The sequence below is a fragment of the Acidovorax sp. genome (assembly GCF_027492855.1).
In the GTDB taxonomy this organism is placed as follows: Bacteria; Pseudomonadota; Gammaproteobacteria; order Burkholderiales; family Burkholderiaceae_C; genus Acidovorax.
The window spans coordinates 222,104-242,897 of the sequence record NZ_JAPUDY010000051.1 but is presented as its reverse complement, the minus strand read 5'-3'; the positions used below and the strand labels follow the sequence as shown (position 1 = coordinate 242,897).

Annotated in this window: 21 protein-coding genes; 7 read left to right on the top strand and 14 right to left on the bottom strand. The window is 67.0% G+C overall.

All coding sequences use genetic code 11. The features are described 5' to 3' along the window. Position 1: 1 nt before the first annotated feature. On the bottom strand, positions 2 to 625 hold the full coding sequence (locus Q0105_RS10740; protein ID WP_298211581.1) for a TetR/AcrR family transcriptional regulator: 624 nt from the start codon (positions 623 to 625) through the stop codon (positions 2 to 4). Positions 626 to 681: 56 nt separating this feature from the next. Here Q0105_RS10740 and Q0105_RS10735 point away from each other — a divergent pair, with 56 nt between their 5' ends. Beyond that, the gene (locus tag Q0105_RS10735; RefSeq protein ID WP_298211579.1) at positions 682 to 2,763 is read left to right on the top strand and encodes an NADPH-dependent 2,4-dienoyl-CoA reductase; all 2,082 of its coding nucleotides are present in this window, start codon (positions 682 to 684) and stop codon (positions 2,761 to 2,763) included. Positions 2,764 to 2,853: 90 nt separating this feature from the next. Here the strand turns inward: Q0105_RS10735 and Q0105_RS10730 are convergent, their stop codons facing one another. After that, positions 2,854 to 3,507 (bottom strand): 3'-5' exonuclease, encoded by a 654-nt coding sequence (locus Q0105_RS10730; protein ID WP_298211578.1) that lies wholly within the window; start codon positions 3,505 to 3,507, stop codon positions 2,854 to 2,856. 31 nt (positions 3,508 to 3,538) lie between these two features. Then, on the bottom strand, positions 3,539 to 4,804 hold the full coding sequence (locus tag Q0105_RS10725; protein ID WP_298211576.1) for a sensor domain-containing diguanylate cyclase: 1,266 nt from the start codon (positions 4,802 to 4,804) through the stop codon (positions 3,539 to 3,541). Between the two features lie 90 nt (positions 4,805 to 4,894). Between Q0105_RS10725 and Q0105_RS10720 the strand changes: the two genes are divergently transcribed. Continuing rightward, positions 4,895 to 5,230 (top strand): DUF6172 family protein, encoded by a 336-nt coding sequence (locus Q0105_RS10720; RefSeq protein WP_298211574.1) that lies wholly within the window; start codon positions 4,895 to 4,897, stop codon positions 5,228 to 5,230. Positions 5,231 to 5,266: 36 nt separating this feature from the next. Here Q0105_RS10720 and Q0105_RS10715 read toward each other — a convergent pair whose 3' ends face one another. After that, positions 5,267 to 6,553: a DEAD/DEAH box helicase gene (locus tag Q0105_RS10715; protein WP_298211572.1), complete on the bottom strand. Its 1,287-nt coding sequence runs from the start codon at positions 6,551 to 6,553 to the stop codon at positions 5,267 to 5,269. A 184-nt stretch (positions 6,554 to 6,737) separates the two neighbouring features. Between Q0105_RS10715 and Q0105_RS10710 the strand changes: the two genes are divergently transcribed. From Q0105_RS10710 to Q0105_RS10700, 3 genes are read left to right on the top strand one after another with little or no spacing between them, the layout of a single operon-like run. Continuing rightward, positions 6,738 to 7,205 carry a DUF2721 domain-containing protein gene (locus Q0105_RS10710; RefSeq protein ID WP_298211570.1) on the top strand — a complete coding sequence of 156 codons (468 nt, stop codon included), beginning with the start codon at positions 6,738 to 6,740 and terminating at the stop codon, positions 7,203 to 7,205. Further along, positions 7,202 to 7,564: a translation initiation factor Sui1 gene (locus tag Q0105_RS10705; RefSeq protein WP_298211568.1), complete on the top strand. Its 363-nt coding sequence runs from the start codon at positions 7,202 to 7,204 to the stop codon at positions 7,562 to 7,564. Before Q0105_RS10710 ends, Q0105_RS10705 begins: the two co-directional genes overlap by 4 nt. Positions 7,565 to 7,574: 10 nt before the next feature. Continuing rightward, positions 7,575 to 7,787 carry a DUF3820 family protein gene (locus Q0105_RS10700; protein ID WP_298211566.1) on the top strand — a complete coding sequence of 71 codons (213 nt, stop codon included), beginning with the start codon at positions 7,575 to 7,577 and terminating at the stop codon, positions 7,785 to 7,787. Between the two features lie 17 nt (positions 7,788 to 7,804). Here Q0105_RS10700 and Q0105_RS10695 read toward each other — a convergent pair whose 3' ends face one another. Continuing rightward, positions 7,805 to 8,233: a group III truncated hemoglobin gene (locus Q0105_RS10695; RefSeq protein ID WP_298211564.1), complete on the bottom strand. Its 429-nt coding sequence runs from the start codon at positions 8,231 to 8,233 to the stop codon at positions 7,805 to 7,807. After that, entirely contained in the window at positions 8,230 to 8,991 is a 762-nt protein-coding gene (ytfE, locus tag Q0105_RS10690) for an iron-sulfur cluster repair protein YtfE (protein ID WP_298211561.1), read from the bottom strand. Before ytfE ends, Q0105_RS10695 begins: the two co-directional genes overlap by 4 nt. 91 nt (positions 8,992 to 9,082) lie before the next feature. On the opposite strand from ytfE, the gene Q0105_RS10685 reads away from it, so the two are divergent. Beyond that, complete coding sequence (locus tag Q0105_RS10685) at positions 9,083 to 9,625, top strand: Rrf2 family transcriptional regulator (protein ID WP_298211559.1); 543 nt, start codon at positions 9,083 to 9,085, stop codon at positions 9,623 to 9,625. A 52-nt stretch (positions 9,626 to 9,677) separates the two neighbouring features. Here the strand turns inward: Q0105_RS10685 and Q0105_RS10680 are convergent, their stop codons facing one another. The 5 genes from Q0105_RS10680 to serB all read right to left on the bottom strand — a co-directional run bounded on the left by Q0105_RS10680 (position 9,678) and on the right by serB (position 14,793). Further along, positions 9,678 to 10,703, bottom strand: a complete 1,026-nt coding sequence (locus Q0105_RS10680) for a helix-turn-helix transcriptional regulator (RefSeq protein ID WP_298211557.1) — start codon at positions 10,701 to 10,703, stop codon at positions 9,678 to 9,680. Positions 10,704 to 10,733: 30 nt separating this feature from the next. Continuing rightward, entirely contained in the window at positions 10,734 to 12,839 is a 2,106-nt protein-coding gene (locus tag Q0105_RS10675) for a molybdopterin cofactor-binding domain-containing protein (RefSeq protein WP_298211556.1), read from the bottom strand. Further along, a complete protein-coding gene (locus Q0105_RS10670; RefSeq protein ID WP_298211554.1) occupies positions 12,836 to 13,309 on the bottom strand; it encodes a (2Fe-2S)-binding protein in 474 nt (157 codons plus the stop codon). Before Q0105_RS10670 ends, Q0105_RS10675 begins: the two co-directional genes overlap by 4 nt. A gap of 148 nt (positions 13,310 to 13,457) precedes the next feature. Beyond that, positions 13,458 to 14,054: a redoxin domain-containing protein gene (locus Q0105_RS10665; protein WP_298211552.1), complete on the bottom strand. Its 597-nt coding sequence runs from the start codon at positions 14,052 to 14,054 to the stop codon at positions 13,458 to 13,460. Positions 14,055 to 14,079: 25 nt separating this feature from the next. Continuing rightward, complete coding sequence (gene serB, locus Q0105_RS10660) at positions 14,080 to 14,793, bottom strand: phosphoserine phosphatase SerB (RefSeq protein ID WP_298211550.1); 714 nt, start codon at positions 14,791 to 14,793, stop codon at positions 14,080 to 14,082. A 123-nt stretch (positions 14,794 to 14,916) separates the two neighbouring features. Between serB and Q0105_RS10655 the strand changes: the two genes are divergently transcribed. Beyond that, on the top strand, positions 14,917 to 16,536 hold the full coding sequence (locus tag Q0105_RS10655) for a serine hydrolase (protein ID WP_298211548.1): 1,620 nt from the start codon (positions 14,917 to 14,919) through the stop codon (positions 16,534 to 16,536). A gap of 43 nt (positions 16,537 to 16,579) precedes the next feature. Here Q0105_RS10655 and Q0105_RS10650 read toward each other — a convergent pair whose 3' ends face one another. The 3 genes from Q0105_RS10650 to Q0105_RS10640 form a co-directional block, all read right to left on the bottom strand. Continuing rightward, positions 16,580 to 19,096 carry a TonB-dependent receptor gene (locus tag Q0105_RS10650; protein WP_298211546.1) on the bottom strand — a complete coding sequence of 839 codons (2,517 nt, stop codon included), beginning with the start codon at positions 19,094 to 19,096 and terminating at the stop codon, positions 16,580 to 16,582. Positions 19,097 to 19,168: 72 nt separating this feature from the next. Beyond that, a complete protein-coding gene (locus tag Q0105_RS10645) occupies positions 19,169 to 20,176 on the bottom strand; it encodes a DUF4880 domain-containing protein (RefSeq protein WP_298211544.1) in 1,008 nt (335 codons plus the stop codon). Then, positions 20,173 to 20,673, bottom strand: coding sequence for a sigma-70 family RNA polymerase sigma factor (locus Q0105_RS10640; protein ID WP_298211542.1), 501 nt, complete (start codon positions 20,671 to 20,673; stop codon positions 20,173 to 20,175). The genes Q0105_RS10645 and Q0105_RS10640 overlap by 4 nt, the downstream gene beginning before the upstream one ends. Between the last annotated feature and the right edge of the window lie 121 nt (positions 20,674 to 20,794).

Here is a 20,794-nt window from a genome sequence, read left to right as displayed (position 1 = left end):
TTCACACCCTCACGGCCCGCCACGCCGCATCGGCCAACTCGGTTCGGTAGGTGATGGGTGAGGGAAGGTCGCCCTGGCCTGCGTTGCCTGACAGCCAGGCGCGGCAATAGCTCTGCACCGGGCCCATCACCAGCGAAGGCATCAGCTCGCAGGGCAGATTGCGCACGGCGCCTGCTTGCCGGTGGGGCTCGAACCAGGCCACCAGGGCCTGGTTGCGGCACCGCGCTGCTTCGGCCAGATCAGGCTTGTGTGGGCCTGCGGCCACGGCGCCGCGGGCCTGAAACAGAAAGCGTGCCCGCTCGGGCTGCGCCACCACCCAGTCCAGATAGCCCGTGACGAGGGCGCGCACGCCCGCCTCCGCGCCCTGGGCGGCATCCAGTTGCATTTGCACGGCGCGTGATTGGTTGTGAAAGATGTCGAAGAACAGCGCCGCCAGGATGCCGTCGCGGTTGCCGAAGTGGTGGTAAATGCTGCCCACGCTGGCACCGCAGCGGGCGCGCACGCCGTCGATGGTGACGGCGTCCACCCCGCCATCGACCGCGCAGTCCAGGGCGGCGTTCAGGATGTCCTGGCGGCGGTCGGGTGCGGGCTCGGCGGAAGGGTTGGGGGAAGTGCGGCTTGCCATAGAAGGGTATTCTAGAATAAAGTTCTAGAAAATTCTTCTACTCCTCACGAAACACCATGTCTTTCTCTGCCTCCACTGCGCCCGCGCCCGGCGCCGCCCTGTATCCGCACTTGCTCGCGCCGCTGGACCTGGGCTTCACCACGATCAAGAACCGCGTGCTCATGGGCTCCATGCACACGGGGCTGGAGGATGGGCGCGACCTGTCGCGCATGGCGGCGTACTTCCGCGAGCGGGCCGAGGGCGACGTGGGGCTGATCGTGACGGGCGGCTTTGCGCCCAACATAGCGGGCTGGGCCAAGCCGTTTGCGGGCACCTTGTCCACATCGGGCGCAGCCAAACGCCACCGGGTGGTGACCGACGCAGTGCACGGGGCGGGCGGCAAGATTGCGCTGCAGATCCTGCACACGGGCCGCTACGCTTATCACCCGCTGGCCGTGGCTCCGTCGCGCCTGCAGTCGCCAATTTCGCCGTTCACACCGTTTGCGCTGTCGGCGCGCGGGGTGGAGCGCCAGATCCGCGCCTTCGTCAACTGCGCCGTGAAAGCGCGCGAGGCGGGCTACGACGGCGTGGAAGTGATGGGCTCGGAAGGCTATTTCATCAACCAGTTCTTGTCGCAAGCCACCAACCTGCGGCGCGATGCCTGGGGTGGTGACTACAGCCACCGCATGCGCCTGCCAGTGGAGATCCTGGCCCGCATGCGTGAGGCCGTGGGGCCGGACTTCATCATCATCTACCGCCTGTCGATGATCGACCTGGTGCCCGGCGGCAGCGCGTGGGACGAGATCGTTACCCTGGGCAAGGCCGTCGCCACGGGCGGCGCCAACATCGTCAACACCGGCATCGGCTGGCACGAGGCGCGTGTGCCCACTATCGCCACCAGCGTGCCGCGCGCGGCGTTTGCGTGGGTCACGCAGAAGATGAAGGCCGAGTTCGCGGCTGCGGGTATTGCCACGCCCCTGGTCACCTCCAACCGCATCAACACGCCCGAAGTGGCCGAGCAGGTGCTGGCCGATGGCTGCGCCGACATGGTGTCCATGGCGCGGCCGCTGCTGGCCGACGCGGCGTTTGTAAAGAAAGCGGCCGAGGGCCGGGCCGACCGCATCAACACCTGCATCGCCTGCAACCAGGCCTGCCTGGACCACGTGTTCCAAAACAAGACCAGCAGTTGCCTGGTGAACCCGCGCGCCTGCCATGAGACGGAGCTGGTCTACCGCCCGGTGTCATCGCGCAAACGCATTGCGGTGGTGGGCGCTGGGCCTGCGGGCCTCACCGCCGCCACGGTGGCCGCTGAGCGCGGGCACGAGGTGCATCTGTTCGACGCAGCGGCAGCCATCGGCGGCCAGCTCAACATGGCCAAGGTGGTGCCGGGCAAGGAAGAGTTCCACGAAATGTTGCGCTACCTGGCCACGCGGGTGGAAGACACCGGCGTGCAATTGCACCTGAACCAGCGCGTGCAGGCGGCGGATCTGCCGGGCTATGACGATGTGGTGATCGCCACCGGCGTGGAGCCGCGCGACCCCCAGATCCCCGGTCAGGACCATCCCAAGGTGCTCAGCTACATCGACGTACTGCGCCACGGCAAGCCCGTGGGCGAGCGCGTGGCCATCATCGGCGCGGGCGGCATCGGCTTTGACGTGGCCGAGTTCTTGACGCATGGTGACCATCCTTCCACCACGCTCGACTTGCCCGCCTGGCAGGCCGAGTGGGGCATTACCGACCCGGCCGAGGCGCGTGGCGGCCTGGCACCCTCTGGCCCGCGCACCACGCCGCCCGCGCGCCAAGTGACGCTGCTGCAGCGCAAGAAAGGCAAGCTGGGTGCCGGGCTGGGCAAGACTACGGGCTGGATCCACCGCACCACGCTCAAGATGAAAGAGGTGCAAATGGTGAGCGACGTGAACTACGAGCGCATTGCCGACGAGGGCCTGCTCGTCTCATACGGCGAAAAACGCGAAGACCCGACCTGGATCGCCTGTGACACGGTGGTGCTGTGTGCCGGGCAGGTGCCGCTGCGCCACCTGGCGCAGGAACTGGAAGCCCAGGGCCGCAAGCCGCATCTGATCGGCGGCGCGCTGGAGGCGGGCGAGCTGGACGCCAAACGCGCCATCGACCAGGCGGCGCGGCTGGCTGCCCGTTTGTGAGTCGGCGGTTTGGTTTGAAAAATTGAGATAAAAATGGCATCTAGCGCTTGATAGATAAGCGCAAGAAGCTCCTGTTTTTATAGCAATTTCTTAACGAACCTGGAGCGCCGGGGCCTGCAGCGCGTGGAACACCCGCAGCGCCGCCCAGGCGTCGTTGGCGGCGTAGATCAATTGGGCCTCGGTGAGTCTTTCATTCGCCCAGTTGGAGGTGGCGGCTTTCTTGGATTTGATGAAGCGCCGGTTGAACAACACGGCCACCGCGCCCTTCACGCCCATGTCCTTGCGGTAGCCCTGCTGGCGGAACACGGTGTTCAGTTCCAGCACATCAACGGGCTGTACGCCCAGCTTGGCCTGTATGCGTTTGGTGTCGTCGCCCAGGCCGAAGCCCGCCTTGGTCACGCCACCCAGGGTCAACAGCTCGGCCACGCGCGCGCGGCAGCCGGGGTCGTGCAACTGGAACACCCAGGCGCGGCCCTGCGTGGCCAATTGCACGATGTGGGGGCCGTCCGACACTTCACCTTGCATGAAGGTGGGTTTGGATTCGGTGTCAAACCCCCAGGCGCTGGCTGCGGCCAGCGTGTTGCAAGCCAGGTCGGCCTGTGCAGGGGTGCTGACCAACTCGATGCGGTCGAGGCCCAGGCGTTCAAAGGGCTCCAGCAGGGCGATCTGGTCTTTATGGGGAACGCTGTGGAGGGCTGTGCGTGCGGGCGGGTGAGGGCGCCGGGGAGAGGTGGGTTCCGTCATGCAGGGCATTGTGCCGTGCTGCAAGCCCGGCTCATTCGTCCGTTGCGGTATCCAGCGATGCGATCTGGTTGCGTCCCCGGCGCTTGGCCAGGTACAGGGCCTGGTCGGCGCGATCGAGCATGTCGCGCAGGCTGCGGTCGCTTTGGCGGAAGGAGCCAACACCCAGGCTGGTCGTGATGTTGTAGGTGTAACCCATGGCATCCGAGAGCTGCAGCGAACGCACGCTGTGCAAGATGCGCAGGGCGACTTCCATGCCTTCGGTCCCGGCGGTCAGCGGCAACAACACGCCAAACTCCTCGCCGCCCAGGCGGCCCACGGCATCACTGGCCCGCAACTGGCTTTTGACGGCTTGTGCAAACGCAATCAGCGCGCGATCGCCCTCCAGGTGGCCAAAGCGGTCATTGATGGCCTTGAAATAGTCCAGATCCAGCATCAGCAACGTAAGTGGCTCGCCATGGGCGCGCGAATGCACGTAGGCGGACTCGGCGCATTCCAGGAACGCGCGCCGGTTGGCAATGCCGGTGAGCATGTCGGTGGTGGCCAGGCGCTGTAATTCTCGCTCCAGGTTTTTGCGCTGCGTCACGTCGCGGTAGATGCCTTCAATCCCTGCGAAATTGCCTGCTTGGTCATACAGCGCGTGGCTGCTGGTGGCGATGTCGATCACGATGCCATCGCGCCGAACCAGCTGGCCGGGAAAATCCCACACCTCGCCTTTTTCGTGAATGGCGGCCTTGATCGCGTCGCGGTCGGCATGGTGTGGGTAATACGATTCTGCGGTGCGGCCCTCGATCTCGTGGGGTTCATAGCCCAACACCCGCCGCACGCCGGGCCCCACGTGTTGAATAACCCCCTGGGCATTGGTGCGGTAGTACACGTCCTGCAGGTTGTCGAACAGGCGGCGAAAGTTCTGCTCGCTCTCTCGCAATTCAGCCGCGATCTCGCTCTGATGGGTCATGTCCATGCCGCTCATCAGCACGGCGGGCGCGCCCTCCCATTCAATGGCCACGCTGCTGACCAGCACCATGCGCAGATGGCCCTGCTGCGTGCGCACACGGAATTCCGAGGACTTGTTGGGCTGCCCTGCATGCCCAGGCTGGGCCACTTCCTGCACGCGGCGGGTGGACCGGGGCTGGTCCATGGGGTGCACGAATCGCTCCAGCACCTGCCCGACCAGGCTTTCGGCGCTGGGCATTTCCAGCAACTGCGCGCCTGCGGCATTGGCAAAACGAATAACCCCGTTTTGGGTAACCAGCACCGCCGCTGGCAGTGCTTGCAGCAGATCTGTGTGGTGGGGCATGGGGTGTTGTGGTGACAAAATGTATGCACCATTGTGGCATCGGGGTCTTCGTGTGGGAATTTTTATCTGGCATCGGCGCTACCATCGCCCATGAGAAAAACTTTCCAACTCCACGTTGAAGGCAAGAACCGCGACCGCGTTCTGGATGCCGTCAAGCACGAAATCCGCAAATACATCAAACGCGAACGCCGCCGCGATGTGCCCGAAGGCGCCGATTTCTGGGACTTTGATTGCCAGTTCGGCCGCACCAAGGAGGATGTCGCCGTGGTGCATCTTTCAGCCCTGACCGGCCTGATCAACGAAGTGGCGACCGAGGGCGGTGCCCAGTTTTATGTCGAAATCCTGGCCAAGCCCGGCAAGCGCACCCCCCGCGCTGTGGACGAGGCGGGAGGCCATGACCTCGACGAGAGTGACAACGAGGCCTAATCAGGCCGTGATCCGCAATATTCCCCAAGGCTCCGTTCAGGAGCCTTTTTTGTCGGCGGTGGGGGCTGATGCGAGAGCCGCCGAGGCAGCGCGCAGCTTGTCCTTCTTGCTGGGCCGCTTGCCTTTGATGCCGCCCGTGCCCTGGGGATCGGTGGCGGGCGCGGGAGCCACGGTTTCGGTGGGCTCGAAGCCCGCGATCTGTTCACGCGGCAGGGCGAGGTGCTGGCGTTTTTCGATCAGGCGGAAATGTGGCTCGGCATCGGCCGTTACAAAGCTCACGGCCACGCCGCTCTCGCCCGCGCGGCCCGTGCGGCCGATGCGGTGCACATAGTCCACCGCCGAGCGCGGCAGGTCGTAGTTGACCACGGCGGGCAACTGCGCAATGTCGATGCCGCGCGCGGCCAGGTCGGTGGTCACCACCACCTGCCAGCGCTCGTCCTTGAACTCCTGCAGCACCTGGTTGCGCGCGCCCTGGCTCAGTCCGCCATGGAAGGGTGAGGCAAAGATACCGGCCTTGTACAGCTTTTCGGCCACATGCTCGGCCGCGTACTGCGTGGCCACGAACACCAGCACACGCGACCAGTCATGCTCCTTGACCAGGTGGCGCAGCAACTGCGTGCGGCGGCTGGCGTCCACCGCAATGGCACGCTGCGTGATGGCGGGCTCGTTGCCGGGCGTGTGGGGCACTTCCACGCGCACCGGGCCTTTTAGAAGCCCATCGGCCAGCGCCTGCACGGCGGTGGGGAAGGTGGCCGAGAAAAACAGGTTCTGCCGCCGCGCAGGCAGCAGCGCCAGCACGCGCTGCAGTTCCTCGGCAAAGCCCAGGTCCAGCAGGCGGTCGGCCTCGTCCAGCACCAGGTGCGCCACGGTGGACAGGCGCAGCGCGTTGTGCTCCACCAGGTCCAGCAGGCGGCCCGGCGTGGCCACCACGATGTCGGCGCCGCCGCGCAGGCCCATCATCTGCGGGTTGATCGACACACCGCCAAACACGATGGCCACCTTGAGCGGCTGCGAGAGGTGCTGGGCCAGGCTGCGCAGCACCTCGCCCACCTGGGCGGCCAGCTCGCGCGTGGGCACCAGTACCAGGGCGCGCACCCGGCGCGGGCCACTCGGCCCCTGCGTGGCGCTCAGCTGAAGCTGTTGCAGTAGGGGCAGAGCGAAGGCGGCGGTTTTGCCCGAGCCCGTCTGCGCCGCCCCGAGCAGGTCTGCCCCCTGCAGGATGGCGGGAATGGCCCCGGCCTGGATGGGCGTGGGCGTGGAAAAGCCCACCTTGTCGGCGGCGTGGACGAGGGCGGGGGAAAGACCGAGGGAGGCAAAAGGCATGGACAGGGCACTGGCGCGGCGTTGACAGGGGCTCGCACGGCAGCGCGGATGGGAAAGGAATAGGGGAGATTGTCGCTGCAGTCGCCTGGCAGGGGGCTGCCCCGGTGCGGCGCAATCGCAACGGATAATCGGGATGCGCGCGGTTTCTTCTTCCTTCCTTCTACTTTCTTCGCTTGTTGCACCCATGGCCTTGACCCTCGATTCCTCCGTCATCACCCATGGCATCCAGCTTGCCATAGCCCCCGTGTTCTTGCTCACGGCCGTGTCCGGCATGATCGGCGCGGTAGCCGGGCGGCTGGCGCGCATCATCGACCGGGCCCGCGTGGTGGAAGACCTGGTGCGGGCCAGCACCGAGCCCGAATTTCTGGCCCGCGCCTACAAGGAACTGACCGACCTGCAGATACGCGGGCGGCTGTCCAACGGTTGTATTGCGCTGCTCACCTTTTGTGCCTTCTTGATTGGCATCACCATCATCCTTCTGTTCCTGAGCGAGACGACCAATTTCCAGGCCAGCCGGGTGGCTGTGGGGGGCTTTCTGGCCGGGGTGGCGTCATTCTTGTTGGCGCTGGTGTGTTTTTTGGCGGAAACCCTGCTGGCCACGCGCATGCTGGACTTTCACATGCTGAAAGAAGAGGTGAGGAACAAGCCATGAAGTCTTTTGCTGACCTGGGTGGGCTGGTTTACTCCACCGAATCGGGCCGCATGTGCCCCGCTTGCCGCCAGCCCGTGGCGCAATGCACCTGCCAGCAGAACAAGCCGCTGCCCACGGGCGACGGCATCGTGCGCGTGTCGCGCGAGACCAAGGGCCGTGGCGGCAAGGCCGTGACGCTGGTCAAGGGCGTTCTGGTCGATGAGGCTGCGCTGGTGGTGCTGGGCAAACAGCTCAAGGCCGCGTGCGGCAGCGGCGGCACGGTGAAGGACGGCGTGATCGAAGTGCAAGGCGACCATGTAGAGCGCGTGATGGCCGCGCTGCAGAAGCTGGGCCACAAGGTCAAGCGCGCGGGTGGCTGAGGGGCTGGCGATGGATGTGGAAAAGCTGCAACGCCTGGTCACCATGCAGATGCCCTATGGCAAGCATAAGGGCACGCTGCTGGCCGACCTGCCTGGCAACTATCTGAACTGGTTTGCGCGCGAGGGCTTCCCCAAAGGCGAGCTGGGGCAGTTGCTGGCGCTGATGCACGAGATCGACCACAACGGCCTGTCGGACCTGCTCAAGCCTTTGCGGGGCCGTTGACTGGGCTTTGGTTTGGCTCAGTGTCCGTTGTGTTCGCTGTGCGTGGGCACAAACGCCGGGTCGCTGCCAAAGTAGCCCCTGAACAGATTGCGCGCAATGCCGTGGGCGGCCACCTGCAGGTCACGCGCCACGTCGGGCGCGAACAGGCGGTTGGTGTGCTGCTGCCATAGCCCCACCCAGGCGGCAAAGTGGGCGGGCGTTACGCCCTCCAGCACCATGTGTTTGCCGAACACGTCGCCCTTGAAGCTGCGGGTGCCCAGCGCCACGGTGCTCCAAAAATCCACCAGCCGCTGAAGGTGCGTATCCCACTGGCCGTGCAGCGCCTCTTCAAATATGGGACCCAGCAAAGGGTCCTTGCGCACATCGCCGTAAAAGCCGTGCACAAGCTGCGTGATGCTCTCCACACTGGGCACAGCGGCGGGCGTGGTGGCGGCCTGCTGGCTCATGCCTGAGATGCGCCCGCGCCGCTGCACGCGCAACCCGACGGGCCGCAACCTTGCGCAGGCGCTGCACTGGCCTCGAACTGCGGGAACAGCACGTTGTTTTCGAGGTGGATGTGGTTGATGAGGTCGTCGCCCAGTTGGCCGATGCCTGCGTAGAGCGCACGCCAGGTGTTGCAGGCGCCTTGTGGGGGCGTGGCGTCGTTGGTCAGGGCGTTGAGCTTGTCCAGCGCTTCGCCGTGGTCTACATGCTCGGTGCGCATCATGCCGATGGGTTGGCCCACAAAGGGGTTGTTGCCGCCGGCCTTGAGCAGGGGGAACAGCACCTGTTCTTCCTTGAGCATGTGCGACAGCAGCTCTTCGTGCATTTTTTCCAGGTGGTCGGCCAGCCCGGCGGGCACGTGGGGGTTGTCGCGGTGCACGGCCTCCACGCGGCGGGCCATGCGGATCAGCTCGGGCAGTTGCGCACGGTGCACCTCGTGGTAGCGCGCCAGGATGTGGTCGATGAGCGCGCTGGGCGACGCCGCCTCGGGCACGGCGTCACTGCGCTGCAGGGCCGCCAACTCGGCCAGCACGGCGTTGGGGTCCAGCCCCTTGTCGGCAGCCGCCTTGGCCAGGCTGACCTGGCCGCCACAGCAAAAATCCAGCTTCAGGCGGCGGAAAACCGCCGTGGCACCGGGCAATTGCACGGCAATCTGGCCGATCTGCTGGTCGGTGCTGAGGGCGGAAGGAGTGGTTTGCAGGCTGTCGATACGGGCATTCATGGGGTGATCCTTAAAGATTCATTTGATGTGAATATTTTATCCAATAAAATTCCGGCCACATACATCTTTTTTCTTGACCTGCGGCAAATCCATGCGACTGACCCAATGGACCGACTACACCCTGCGCGTGCTCATGTACTGCGCAGCCACAGAGGGGCGGGCCCAGCCCGTCACCATCACCGAGGTGGCAGAGGGCTACGGCATTTCGCGCAGCCATTTGATGAAGATCGTGCAGCAGTTGTCCGCACAGGGCCTGCTGGAGACCACCCGGGGCCGGGGCGGCGGCATGCGGCTGATGCTGCCCGCTTCTGCCATCAACATCGGCACGGTGGTGCGTGCCACAGAGACCGACTTCAACCTGGTGGAGTGTTTTGACCCCACCACCAACCAATGCCGCCTGAGCAGCCATTGCCGCCTCAAAGGCGTGCTCTGGCAGGCCATGCAGGCCTATCTGGCAGTGCTGGATGGTGTGACGCTGGAGGATCTGATGGCCCCTTCTGCCGGGCCTGCATCAGCGGGAGGGGGCGCTTTGCGGGCCCTGCTGCCCATCGTGGAGCTGCCACGCAACGGCGCCACGCCGCGCCAGCGCTTGCTGGTGGCAGGCTTGCCATCGGCGGCATCGGATATTGAATAAAAATGGCCGCTTGCGCTTGATCAGTATAGGCTTTTAGCTATTAAATTTGTAGCTATCTATCAGGGAGCACCGTGGCCCCTGCAAAGGCCTGCCGGTAGCGTGCCGGTGTCAGGCCCACATGGCGGGCGAACTCGCGCGTGAAGTGAGGTTGGTCGGCAAAACCGCAGGCAAACCCGATTTCTGCCAGGCCGTGGGGGCTGTCCAGCAGCCACTGTGCGGCCATGCGCGCCCGGGCCTCGGTGACGATGTGGCGGCAGCTCAGGCCACCTTCGGAGAGGGCCCGCTGCAGGCTGCGGCGGGCCAGGCCTGCATGCTCCGCCAGCGCATCCACCGTGTGTTGCGCTGCCGGGTCGCACAGCACATGGCGCGCTAGCCGGTGCGCCAGGGGGGGCCAGGGCAGGGCGTCGCACAGATGGGTGGGCGGAGGCTCCAGGGCAGGGGCGATGGGGGCTTTGCCTGCGTCTTGGTGCATTCCCCAGCGCAAGGTCCAGTGGCCCATCTGCCCTTGCGCGGCCAGCGGTGCCAGTTGCGCGTGCAGCTCGGCCGGGGTGGGGGCTGGGGCATTGCCCCGCAGGTTCACGCGCGGGCCTGGGGCCTCTGGGGCACCGATGTCCACCTGCAGACCCCGGACGCCCATGGCGTGGATGGCGCCCATCAGCACGCCGAGCACAGCCAGGCTTTCGGTGGGGTGGGGCTCTTCCAGCACACCGGGGCGCGCGTGGTGGTGCAGCGCCAGGGTGCCGGGGGTGTTGGCCTTGATGCTGACCTGATGGCGCGAGTGCACGTAGCGCTCCAGCCGCTGCCAGCGCGCCATCAGCTCGGGCACGCTGGTCGCGCCTAGCAGGGCGCGGTGCACCGGGTCGCCCGCCAGCAGGTCCACCCGCTGCGCCAGTTGCAGCAGCGTGCCCAGGCCGCCCTGGTGCAACACGGCTTCGACCACGCTGCGTTTGTAGGCCAGCGGCACATGGCTGTCTTGCAGCCCGTCCAGGCCTGGCGGGGGCGGCGGTGGGTTCAGGCCCTGCGCGCGCATGGCGCGCACCAGCAGGCGGACCATGGCGGCGCTGGCAAAGTCTTGCATGGGCGGATTGTGCCTTTGCTCGTGGGGCGTTCAGCCCTGTGCGCCCAGGGCCCGGAGCACATCCTCGCTGCGCACGGGCAGGCGGGTAAAGCGCACACCCGTGGCGTCGCGCAGCGCATTGGCAATGGCACCCGCGCCGGCCACCATGGCGGTTTCTCCGGCGCCTGTGGGTGGCGCGTTGCTGTCGATCAGGTGCACATGCAGCGGCGGCACGTCGCCCATGCGTGGCTGGGGATAGTCGGCAAAACTGGCAGCGGCGATGCCCGAGCGTGCCACGGGCAGTTGCTCGAACAGCACCATGCCCAGGCACCACACGAGGTTGCCTTCGGTCTGTGCGCGCACGCCGTCGGGCTGCAGCACCAGGCCGCAGTCGTGCGCGCACCACAGCGCCACCACGCGCACCTGGCCGGTGGCGCGCTGCACTTCCACGTCGGCCACGGCGGCGGCGTAGCTCATGCCTTTGTAGATGCCGCCCGCGATGCCGCGCCCGCGCAGGGTGGTGGTGTCGCTGGCGGGGCGCCGGGGCCAGCGGGCCTCGGCGGCGGCGCGGCGCAGCACCTGGGCCAGGCGCTCATCGGCGGTGTGCAACAGGCGCCAGGCCAGCGGGTCGGCCTGGGCTTGCCGTGCGCATTCGTCCATGGCGCTTTCCACCACCAGGGTGTTGGGCCCGGCGCCCAGGCCGCGCCAGGGGCCGGTGTGTACGGGCAGGCGTTGCGCGGTGAATTCGATGCGCTGATGGGGCACGTCATACGGCATTTGCGCGCCGCGCGCCACGCCGCTGTCGCCCGCCAGGTCGGCCAGGTTCTGCATCCATACCGGCATGGCGGCGGGTGTGAACAGTATGTGGCTGCTGGCCAGCGCGTGCCACCAGTGGGTGATGCGCCCGCCCTGCACGCGTGCCCGCACGCGGTGGCTGGAGGGCGGGCGCTGGAAGCCCTGAGCGAACTCCTGCGCGCGGCTCCAGTGCACCTTGACCGGGGCGCCCACGGCCTGGGCGAGCACGGCGGCTTCCAGCTCCACCGTGCACAGCGTGCGGCCACCAAAGCCGCCGCCCACGCGGCAGGCCTGTACCTCGATCCGTTCCGCTGGCAGGTCCAGATGGCGCGCCAGCACGTCGCGCACATAAAACAGGTCTTGTGTGCCCGCCCACACGCGCAGTGCGGTGCCTTTGCCTGTAGCGGCAAGCCAGTGCGCCGTGGCGCTGCGCGGTTCGATGGGGGCGTGGGCGGCCAGGGGGATGTCCATGCGCAGGTCCAGCGTCCACGCGGTTTCGGACGGCAGGTCGTCCTTGCGCAGGCGGTGCTGCAGCGGGCCCCGGCGCAGGTGGGGGTCGATGTCGATGCGCTCGTCGATGGCGGCTTGCTCGAACGCGTCGTCCTCTATCTGCCACTGCACGGCCAGCACGGCCTCGATGCGGTCGAGTGCCGAGGGCGTGCGGGCCACGATGCCCAGCCCCTGGCTGCCCATTTGCAACAGGGCCGGGTGCTGCACCACGGCCACGCAGGCCGGGTCGGCGCGGGCGGCGGTGTCGTCCCATGCCTGTGGACGCGAAACCAGTTCCGCCGACACGGGTGCGCGCAGCACGCGGCCGTAGAGCAGGCCGGGCAGGCGCGTGTCGCCCGCAAACAGCGGCTGGCCGGTGACAAGGGCGTGCAGCTGGCCCGGTGCAGCGGGCGCTGCTTTGGTCGCCCCCGTGCGTGGCTGCAGGCTGCGCAGCGCGCTGGCCGGGATGTCGCGCGCGGCCAGCGTGCCGGTGGTTTGGCCCTGGGCCAGGGCCTCGCGCAGCGTGGCGCAGGCGCGGGCCAGGGGCAGGGCAAAGTCATGCACGCTGGCGCTGCCCACCGTGGCGCGCACGCGGGCAATGTCGCCCGTGCCGGGCAGTTGCAGATGCACCTGCTCGGGCGGCACGCCCAGCTCGGCGGCGGCCAGGCCTTGCAGCGCGGCGCTGATTTGCTGGCCCATCTCGGTGCTGGGCAGCCACAGGGTGTAGCGGCCGTCCTTGTGGCGTATCCAGCCCAGGGCGTCGTCGGCGGTGGAGGTAGGGCGCTTGGGAATCACCGGCACCAGCGAGCAGCCGGTGAGCATGACCGTGAGCGCACCGGCGCTGGCCGCAGCGAAAAACTGGCGCCGCTTCATGGCTTGGCGCCCCCAGCGGCCCCACCGGCCTGGTGGATGGCTGCCCGCACCCGGTGCTGGGTGCCGCAGCGGCACAGGTGGGCCGCCATGGCGGTGTCGATCTGCGCATCGGTGGGGCGCGGCGTGGCGCGCAGCAAGGCCACGGCACCCATGATCTGGCCGCTCTGGCAGTAGCCGCACTGGGGCACGCGCAGGTCCAGCCAGGCCTGTTGCACGGGGTGCAGCGTGCCGTCGCTTGCGGCCAGCCCTTCGATGGTGGTGATGGAGCGCCCTTGCAGAGAGCGTGCCGTGTGCAGGCAGGCGCGCTGCGCCTGCCCATCGACGAGCACCGTGCAGGCACCGCACTGGCCCACACCACAGCCAAAGCGCGTGCCCGCCAGGCCCAGCGGCTCGCGCAGCAGCCACAGCAGGGGCTCGTCCTCCCAGCCGGGCGGCACGGGCTGGGTTTGTTGGTTCAGGGTGATGTGCATGTGGGCCTCCGGTGTTGGTGTGGAGGCCAGTGTGCAAAGACAGGGGCGGCGGGTCTTGAAGATCTGCGCCAAAAGATGCGATGCGGCGTGCAGCGCAAAGAAAAAGGGCAAAAATGGCCTGTAGCGCTTATTCAATAAGCGCAAGCAGCTATTGTTTTTGTAGCAATGTGCGCCACTGCGGCATGGCCTGCGCCCACCACAGCCGCAGCCGCATGGACCATTCCGGCGTGTAGCCCGAGGTGGCAAACCGCACCTGGCCCTGCGCGTCGATGACCACCAGCGCGGGCACGGCACGCACCCCCCAACTGCGTGACAGGGCGCCCTGCGGGTCCACCGCAGTGGGCCAGGCCATGCCGCGCTGGCGCTGCACCTGCGCCACCCGCTCTGCATTGCCAGACTGCATGGCCACGCCCAGCACGGGCCACCCGGTGGACAGGCTGGCAATGCTGGGCTCTTCCAGTTTGCACACAGTGCACCATTCGGCCCAAAAGTGCACGGCCACGGCTTGGCCGGGGTGCTGGGCGCGCCACTGTGCAAGGGTGGTGTGTTGTTGCAAGCCAGGTTGGGTGGGGGCCATCACCAGGGGCACATCGGGCGCGGGGCCTTGGGGCAGATCGCGTGTGCGCCAGGTGTCCACGGCCACGATGGCGATCCAGGCCAGCGCGAGGCTGGCGAGGTGCCGCTTCCAGCCGATGCGCAAGGCTTGCCAAGCGCGGTGGATGCGGTCCTGGAGGGGCGCGAACATGGGGGTGTTGCGGTGCTGCTGTGGATCAGCGCAGCACTTCCAGCAACCGGTCCAGACCGCCCTGGTTGATGGCCACGTTGGCCTGCGCGCGCACGGCGGGTTTGGCGTGGTAGGCCACCGACAGGCCGGCCGCGCCCATCATGGGCAGGTCGTTGGCGCCGTCGCCCACGGCGATCGCCTGCGATGGCGCTATGCCCATGAGCGAGGCCACCTCCAGCAGCGTGCGGCGTTTCTCGGCGCCGTCGCAGATGTCGCCCCAGGCCTGGTCCACCATGCGACCGGTGAGCTGGCCGCCTTCTACCTCCAGCATGTTGGAGCGGGCGAAGTCGATACCGAGGCCCGCCTTCACGCGGTCAGCAAAAAAGGTGAAGCCGCCCGAGACCAACAGCGTGGTCAGCCCTGCGGACTTGGCGGCGGTGATGAGCTCTTTAGCGCCGGGGTTGAAGCGCAGGCGCTCGGTGAACACCTGCTCCATGTGCTGCACCGTCACGCCCTTGAGCAGCGCCACACGCTGGCGCAGGCTTTCCTTGTAGTCGGTGATGATGCCCTGCATGGCGGCTTCGGTGATGGCGGCCACCTCGGCCTTGCGGCCAGCGGCGTCGGCGATTTCGTCCACGCACTCGATGTTGATCAGGGTGGAGTCCATGTCGAAGGCGATGAGCTTGTAGTTCGACAGGGACAGCGGGGCGTCTATGCCCTGGACGACGAGGCCGGGGGCGAATTCAGTAGCGTGGGTCATGGCGCAAGGGGCAAAAAGCGAAATCAGAGGCTGCAATGGTATCGCCCGTGCAATGAACCTGGGGCCAGGCGGTGATGGCGCGGCATATGATTCTTGCCATACAGCAAGCTCAGGAGGCAGGGGATGCACATGCAGGGCAAGACGACCGAGACCGTTGTGGCACCGATCAACCGCAGGCAGGCCACGGCCGTGTTGCTGGCCAGCGCTGCAGCGCCGCTCACGGCAGCGCAGGCGCAGGATGCTGCGCCCACCGACGCCCCGGCCGCGCAGTCCTTGGGTACCTGGCCTGGGGAAGACTGGGCCGAGAGCACGCCCGAGGCCCAGGGCATGGACTCGGCGGCCCTGGCCAGGCTGATCGACTTTGGCGCGGCGCAGGGCATGGACAGCCTGCTCGTTACCCGCCACGGCACCCTGGTGGCCGAGGCCTTCTACGCCCCGTATCGCGAGGGGCTCAAGCATGCCGTCAACTCCACCACCAAGGGGGTGGTCGCCACGCTCACTGGCATGGCCATCCAGGACGGGCTGATCGCCTCGCGCGACGCGCCCGTGCTCGAATTTTTTGCCGATCGCAAGGTCGCCAACGCCGATGCCTCCAAAAAGGCCATGACCCTGGGCCACCTGCTCGACATGACCTCGGGCCTGCACTGGATCGAGCCGCTCAGCGACGCCGTGCCCGAGACCATGCTGCAGCTGGGCCGCGCGCGCGACTGGCAAGGCTTTGTGCTCGACCGCCCCATGGCCCAGGCGCCCGGCGCGGGCTTCAACTACAACAGCGGCAACACCCACCTGCTCTCGGCCATCCTCGCGCACAAGACCGGCGGCAGCACCCTGGCCTATGCACAAAAGCGATTGTTCGGCCCGCTGGGCATCAGCGACGTGCGCTGGCGCAAGGACCCGCAGGGCATCGACGTCGGCGGCTGGGGCCTGTACCTGCACCCGCGCGACATGGCGCGTATCGGCTACCTCTACCTGCGCAAAGGCCAGTGGAACGGCCGCCAGCTGCTGCCCGCCGCCTGGGTGGAGCAGGTCTTCAATCCCGTGGTGGACATGGGCTTTGGCGGCAATGGGCCAGCGTTCCGCTATGCCAATGGCTGGTGGAGCATCCCGTCCAAGCGCGCCTTTTTCACGGCCGGCTTCAACCGCCAGCTCATCGTGGTGCTGCCCGACATCGACGTGGTCGTGGCCGTCACGGGCCGACGCAACTACCCGTTGCCCGCGTTCATCGACCAGATCACCGCCGCTGCGCGCTCGCGCGAGCCCCTGCCCGCCGACGCTGCCGCACAGGAGCAACTGGCCGCCCGCATCCGCGATGCCGGACTGGAAAAGCCCAGCGCCCTTCCCGCGTCCACGCCCGAGCTGGCCGCCACCGTCTCGCGCAAGGCCTGGGTGCTGGAGCGCAACGGTTTGGGCATCCAGCGCCTGGTGCTGGACCTCACCCCCTCCCACCCGCGCTACGAGGTCAGCTTCGACGGCAGCCGCCCCGGTCTGCCCCGTGAGCCTGTTGCCGGCCCCCTGGGCCTGGACGGCCTGTACCGCACCGCCGCGCAAGGGCCCGATGCGGTCATCGCCGTCAAGGGCCATTGGCTCGACGCGCAGACCTTTCAGCTCATCTCACGCTCGGTGGCCGATGGCGAGGTCACCGTGGTCAAGCTGCAATTCGAGAGCGGCGGCAAGGCCGTGACCGTGGGGGCGGAGAACAACTGGGGGTTTAGGGGGCAGGCCAAAGGTGTGGTGGCCGACTAGGGCGTGTCACCACACTGTGGAAATCTCGCGGTGTGCCCCGCTCTTACCAGCGGTGGGTGTAGCTGGCGGTGAGCGTGGCGCCAGCAGCGGGCAGGCGGCTGTCGTTTTTGCTGCTGCGCATCAACTGGCTGTACAGGGGCAGGTAGTAGCGGTTGAACAGGTTCTGCACGCCCACGGTCACCAGGTTCTTCTTGTCGATCTGGTAGCGGCCGACGATGTCCACGCTGTAATAGCTCTTGACGTCGGCGCGTGCAAAGCGGTTGGCACCATCGGCCAGCCGGTAGTCCTTGGCGCCAAACCAGTTGAGTTGTGTGCGCACGCTCCAGCGTTCGCTGGGCTGGTATTGCACGTAGCCTGTGAGCTTGAGCGGTGGAATGCGGTAGCCGGTCATGATCTGGTCGCTGGCGGCATTTGGGGGTGTTTCGCGCCCCTGCATCCACGTCAACGTGCCGCCTGTGGACCATGTGTCGCCATAGTAGTCGGCCGTGGCCTCCAGGCCGTGGATGCGTTCGCGTGTGCGCGTGAGGTGCAGGCCGTTGTTGAACGATTGCACCGCGCCCAGGTTGGAGCGGGAGTGGAACAGCGCCAGCGTTGCCATCGTGTTGCCGAACGCGCCGCGCCAGCCGATCTCGTAGTTGTCGGTCTTCACCGGCTCCAGCGCTGACGAATGGATGTTGAAATTGGCGCCTGCGTTGCGCAGTTGCACTCCCACATCGGGCAGGTCGAAGCCCTGGCTGAACGAGGTGTAGAACTCCTGGCTGGAGACCGGCTTGAAGGCGATGCCTGCGTTGTAGAGCACTGCGTCGTAGGCCACCTTGCCGCCACGCACCGTGGCAGGTTTGGGCAGGCGCGACTGCGACAGGGGCTGAAAGTCGTCAAAGCTGGCCTGCGACTTTTCGTAGCGCAAACCGCCTTCTGCGGACCAGCGCTCGCTCCACTTGTGCTGCAACTGGGCAAACGCGCCCGCGCTGCGCACGGTCACCCAAGGCATGTAGGTCCGCTGGCCAGTTTTGCGAAAGACCAGGCCGCCGCTGGCGTCGTAGATGGCGCCATCGAACACATCCAGCGGCATGTTGCTGCGCTCCTGGATGTAGTCGGCTCCCCAGACGAGGCGTGTGTCCTTGTGCGCGCCCAGGGGCGTGGTGAGGGTCAGGCGGCTGCCGAACACCTTGTTGTTCTGCATCACCTGGTCTACGTTGTTGCCCCGGTTGACGTTGCTGCGTGCGTCAAACGGCGCAAAGCGGACGAAGTTGTCCCGGGCGTACAGCAGGGCCGACAGCGTGCTGCCCGCCAGGTCTTTGTGCTCATAGTTGGCGCTCAGCAGTGTGTTCTCTATCTGGTTCTGCTCGGCCAGGTCCAGCCCCTTGATGGCCCGCGCCGCCACGCTGCCCAAAGGCGCGCGGTTCACGCTGGGGTCGTTGGCGTAGTCGGATTTTTGGTGGATGCGCAGGTGGCTGGCGGCCAACTGGATGCGCTGGTTGCCGTCGATGCGAATCCCCAGCTTGCCGCCCAGGCTGAAGTTGTTGGAGTCGAACAGGTCGCCCTGGCTGGCGTCGGGCGCGATGCGGTCGCCGTGGCCGTCGTAGGCGCCGCCGGTGCGGCGGGCGGACATGTCGATTTCATAGTCAAACCTTTCCCCAGAGCCGGACATCAGGTGCTGCACATGCCCGCCCAGGCCCTCGTGGTTCAGATGGGAGAGTGCCGCGTCCGCGCCCACGGTGGTTTGCGCCACGGATTCACCGCCCACGGGCCGTGTGGTCACGGAGATGATGCCCCCCGTGGCGCCGCTGCCATAAATGGCGTTGCTGCCGCGCAGCACTTCCACGCGCTCGATCCGGCTGAGCTCGACATTGACCAGGTTGCGCGACATGTCGCGGTTGGTGTTGAGCGGAATGCCATCCACCAGAACGAGGACATTGCGCCCGCGCAGCGTCATGCCGAAGTCGCTGAGGTTGCGGCTTGAATCCGACATGCCGGGCACACTTTTGGCCAGCAAGGCGCCCAGGTTGGGCGATGTGGCGCGCAGGTCGTCCAGCTCCTGGCCCTCGATGACCGAGATCTGCCGCGTGGGCTGCATCAGGGTGCCGCCCATGCGCTGATCTGTCACCACCACGGCGGCCAGCGACGCGACGGCTTGTGGCGCAGGCGCAGGGTCGCTGGCGCTGGCTGTGTTCGCCGCGCTCTCTGGCGCTGGCGTTGCGGCGGCATGCTTGCGCACGCGCAAGGCGCCGCCGGGCACCGATTCGACGGACAGAAGAGGGGAGCCCTCCAGCGCCTTGCGCACCGCCTGTTCTGCTGTGAATGTGCCCTGCACGGGGTGGGCGCGCACGCCCTGGAGCACGGCGGGGTCGGCCACGATGCTGCGCCCGGTGGCTTGCCCGATGCGCATCAGCGCCTCGGCCAGCGGTGCCGATGGAATGTCCAGCCGGACAGCGGCAGTGGCGGAGGAGGCGGGTGCATCGGCGGCCAGTGCTGCCGCAGGCGGCAGCGCGCAGGCCAGGAATGCAGCCAACGCCAGGCTGTGGAGGGTGGGTGATGGGGTGCGGGAAGCAGCAGTCATTCAAGAGGTCCTTTTCGCTCGGTCTTCAGGTCTTCATGTCCTTATCCTTGTGGAGCGAAGCGGAAAAACCCCTCAACTTTTTTTGTCGTCGGCGTTGGAGCCGGTTTGCCGGAGGGGGTCGAGGTCGATGGAAATGACAGGGCCCAGGCGGCGTATCTGGATGGGCAGCGTGTGGGCCAGGGTAGCGAGCAGGTCATTCACATCCAGGCGGAAGATGCCAAAAACCCGCAGCCTGGATGCAGGCGCGGACAGGCGCAGAAAACCGGGGTAGTAGGCTTGCAGCGCGGCGATCAAGTCCTGAAGCGGCCAGTCCTCGGCGGCCACCATGCCCTGTTGCCACAGCGTGCGACCCAGGCTGTTGCCGTGCAGCCGCTCGATGGCCTGCGCGGTCACGCGTGTGCCGCCGCCGGGCGGCACGATGGCTTGCCGCCCATCGAACGCCCGCACCACCAGGGGTTGCTCCATCGCCACCACCTCGGTGTGGGCGGCATGCACCCGGCACATGGCCTTGCCGGTGTCCAGGCGCACCAGCCCATCGCGGGTGCGGATGTGGAGGGGGGCGGCATCCGCAGGCGCCGGCGCCGCAATCAGCGCGCCCGTGCGCAGGTGCAGCGTGGTTGTTCCATCGCCATCGTGCACGTTGGCGGACGAGCGGGCGTCGAGCAGCACTGTTCCCCCGTCGGCCAGCGTGAATTGCTCGCGCTGCCCGGTGCCGGTGTGCAGGTCTGCCACAAGCTCTTGCAGCGGCAACCAGCGGTCCGCCGTGATGGCTGCCGTCACCCCCATGCCGCCCAGCGCCAGCGCGCCGCGCAGCAGGGATCTGCGCCGCGCCCGGAACAAGCCCTGCATGGCAGCCTGCACGTGCAGGCCTTCTTCTCGCGCTTGCAGGTGGCGGATGGTGGCCAGCGGGTCGGCCAGCACGCTGCCCACCCGCGCCCAGGCCGCGCGATGGTCTGGCGCCGCGGCAAGCCAGTGCTCAAATGCCTGTTGCTCGGCGGCGCTCAAGGCTGCGGATTCTTGGCGTATGCGCCAGTCCACCGCAGCTTCCAGGGCAGCGCGGTCAGGGGATTGGGTGCTCATGCCGCGCAGTTCACGCACTGCAGGATGGCGCGCTTCATGTGGCGCTCCACCGTGGCCTGCGAAAGGCCGAGGTGCCGGGCTATTTGTGAGTACGTCCAGCCATCGAGCCGCGACAGCAGGAAGGCCGTCTTGACGGGCAGCGGCAGTGCGGCCAGCGCCCGGTCGAGCTGCGCAATGGCCCCCATGAGCATGGCGTGCTCCTCCGGCGAAAGCGCCATGGCCTGTGGCATGTGGCGCATGGTGTCGATATAGGCTTGCTCCAGATCCTGGCGCCGCCACTGCTGAAACAGAATGCGCTTGGCGATAGTGGTGAGAAAGGCGCGGGGGTCGCGGATGTCGGTGCGTCCGCCGTCCTCGCTCAGCTGCAGGAAGGTCTCCGACGCCACTTCCTCCGCATCGCTGCGGTTGGAGACGCGCCGCAACAGGCGGCTGTGTAGCCACGCGTGGTGCTCGCGGAAGATTTGATCCACCTGCGCATGGAACGGAACCGGCAGCATAGGGAGGTCGTCAAGGGAAGGTTCAACAAGGGAGGTGATATTTTAAATGCAAATCATTCCTATTAATATATTCAAATAAAGGGATGCTGAGCAACACCTTGGGGATCGACGCTTCAGGCAA

Bases quoted from the DNA above. Each gene is read 5' to 3' on its own strand.
- Q0105_RS10740 (WP_298211581.1), bottom strand. From the start codon at position 625: ATGGCAAGCCGCACTTCCCCCAACCCTTCCGCCGAGCCCGCACCCGAC.
- Q0105_RS10735 (WP_298211579.1), top strand. From the start codon at position 682: ATGTCTTTCTCTGCCTCCACTGCGCCCGCGCCCGGCGCCGCCCTGTAT.
- Q0105_RS10730 (WP_298211578.1), bottom strand. From the start codon at position 3,507: ATGACGGAACCCACCTCTCCCCGGCGCCCTCACCCGCCCGCACGCACA.
- Q0105_RS10725 (WP_298211576.1), bottom strand. From the start codon at position 4,804: ATGCCCCACCACACAGATCTGCTGCAAGCACTGCCAGCGGCGGTGCTG.
- Q0105_RS10720 (WP_298211574.1), top strand. From the start codon at position 4,895: ATGAGAAAAACTTTCCAACTCCACGTTGAAGGCAAGAACCGCGACCGC.
- Q0105_RS10715 (WP_298211572.1), bottom strand. From the start codon at position 6,553: ATGCCTTTTGCCTCCCTCGGTCTTTCCCCCGCCCTCGTCCACGCCGCC.
- Q0105_RS10710 (WP_298211570.1), top strand. From the start codon at position 6,738: ATGGCCTTGACCCTCGATTCCTCCGTCATCACCCATGGCATCCAGCTT.
- Q0105_RS10705 (WP_298211568.1), top strand. From the start codon at position 7,202: ATGAAGTCTTTTGCTGACCTGGGTGGGCTGGTTTACTCCACCGAATCG.
- Q0105_RS10700 (WP_298211566.1), top strand. From the start codon at position 7,575: ATGGATGTGGAAAAGCTGCAACGCCTGGTCACCATGCAGATGCCCTAT.
- Q0105_RS10695 (WP_298211564.1), bottom strand. From the start codon at position 8,233: ATGAGCCAGCAGGCCGCCACCACGCCCGCCGCTGTGCCCAGTGTGGAG.
- ytfE (WP_298211561.1), bottom strand. From the start codon at position 8,991: ATGAATGCCCGTATCGACAGCCTGCAAACCACTCCTTCCGCCCTCAGC.
- Q0105_RS10685 (WP_298211559.1), top strand. From the start codon at position 9,083: ATGCGACTGACCCAATGGACCGACTACACCCTGCGCGTGCTCATGTAC.
- Q0105_RS10680 (WP_298211557.1), bottom strand. From the start codon at position 10,703: ATGCAAGACTTTGCCAGCGCCGCCATGGTCCGCCTGCTGGTGCGCGCC.
- Q0105_RS10675 (WP_298211556.1), bottom strand. From the start codon at position 12,839: ATGAAGCGGCGCCAGTTTTTCGCTGCGGCCAGCGCCGGTGCGCTCACG.
- Q0105_RS10670 (WP_298211554.1), bottom strand. From the start codon at position 13,309: ATGCACATCACCCTGAACCAACAAACCCAGCCCGTGCCGCCCGGCTGG.
- Q0105_RS10665 (WP_298211552.1), bottom strand. From the start codon at position 14,054: ATGTTCGCGCCCCTCCAGGACCGCATCCACCGCGCTTGGCAAGCCTTG.
- serB (WP_298211550.1), bottom strand. From the start codon at position 14,793: ATGACCCACGCTACTGAATTCGCCCCCGGCCTCGTCGTCCAGGGCATA.
- Q0105_RS10655 (WP_298211548.1), top strand. From the start codon at position 14,917: ATGCACATGCAGGGCAAGACGACCGAGACCGTTGTGGCACCGATCAAC.
- Q0105_RS10650 (WP_298211546.1), bottom strand. From the start codon at position 19,096: ATGACTGCTGCTTCCCGCACCCCATCACCCACCCTCCACAGCCTGGCG.
- Q0105_RS10645 (WP_298211544.1), bottom strand. From the start codon at position 20,176: ATGAGCACCCAATCCCCTGACCGCGCTGCCCTGGAAGCTGCGGTGGAC.
- Q0105_RS10640 (WP_298211542.1), bottom strand. From the start codon at position 20,673: ATGCTGCCGGTTCCGTTCCATGCGCAGGTGGATCAAATCTTCCGCGAG.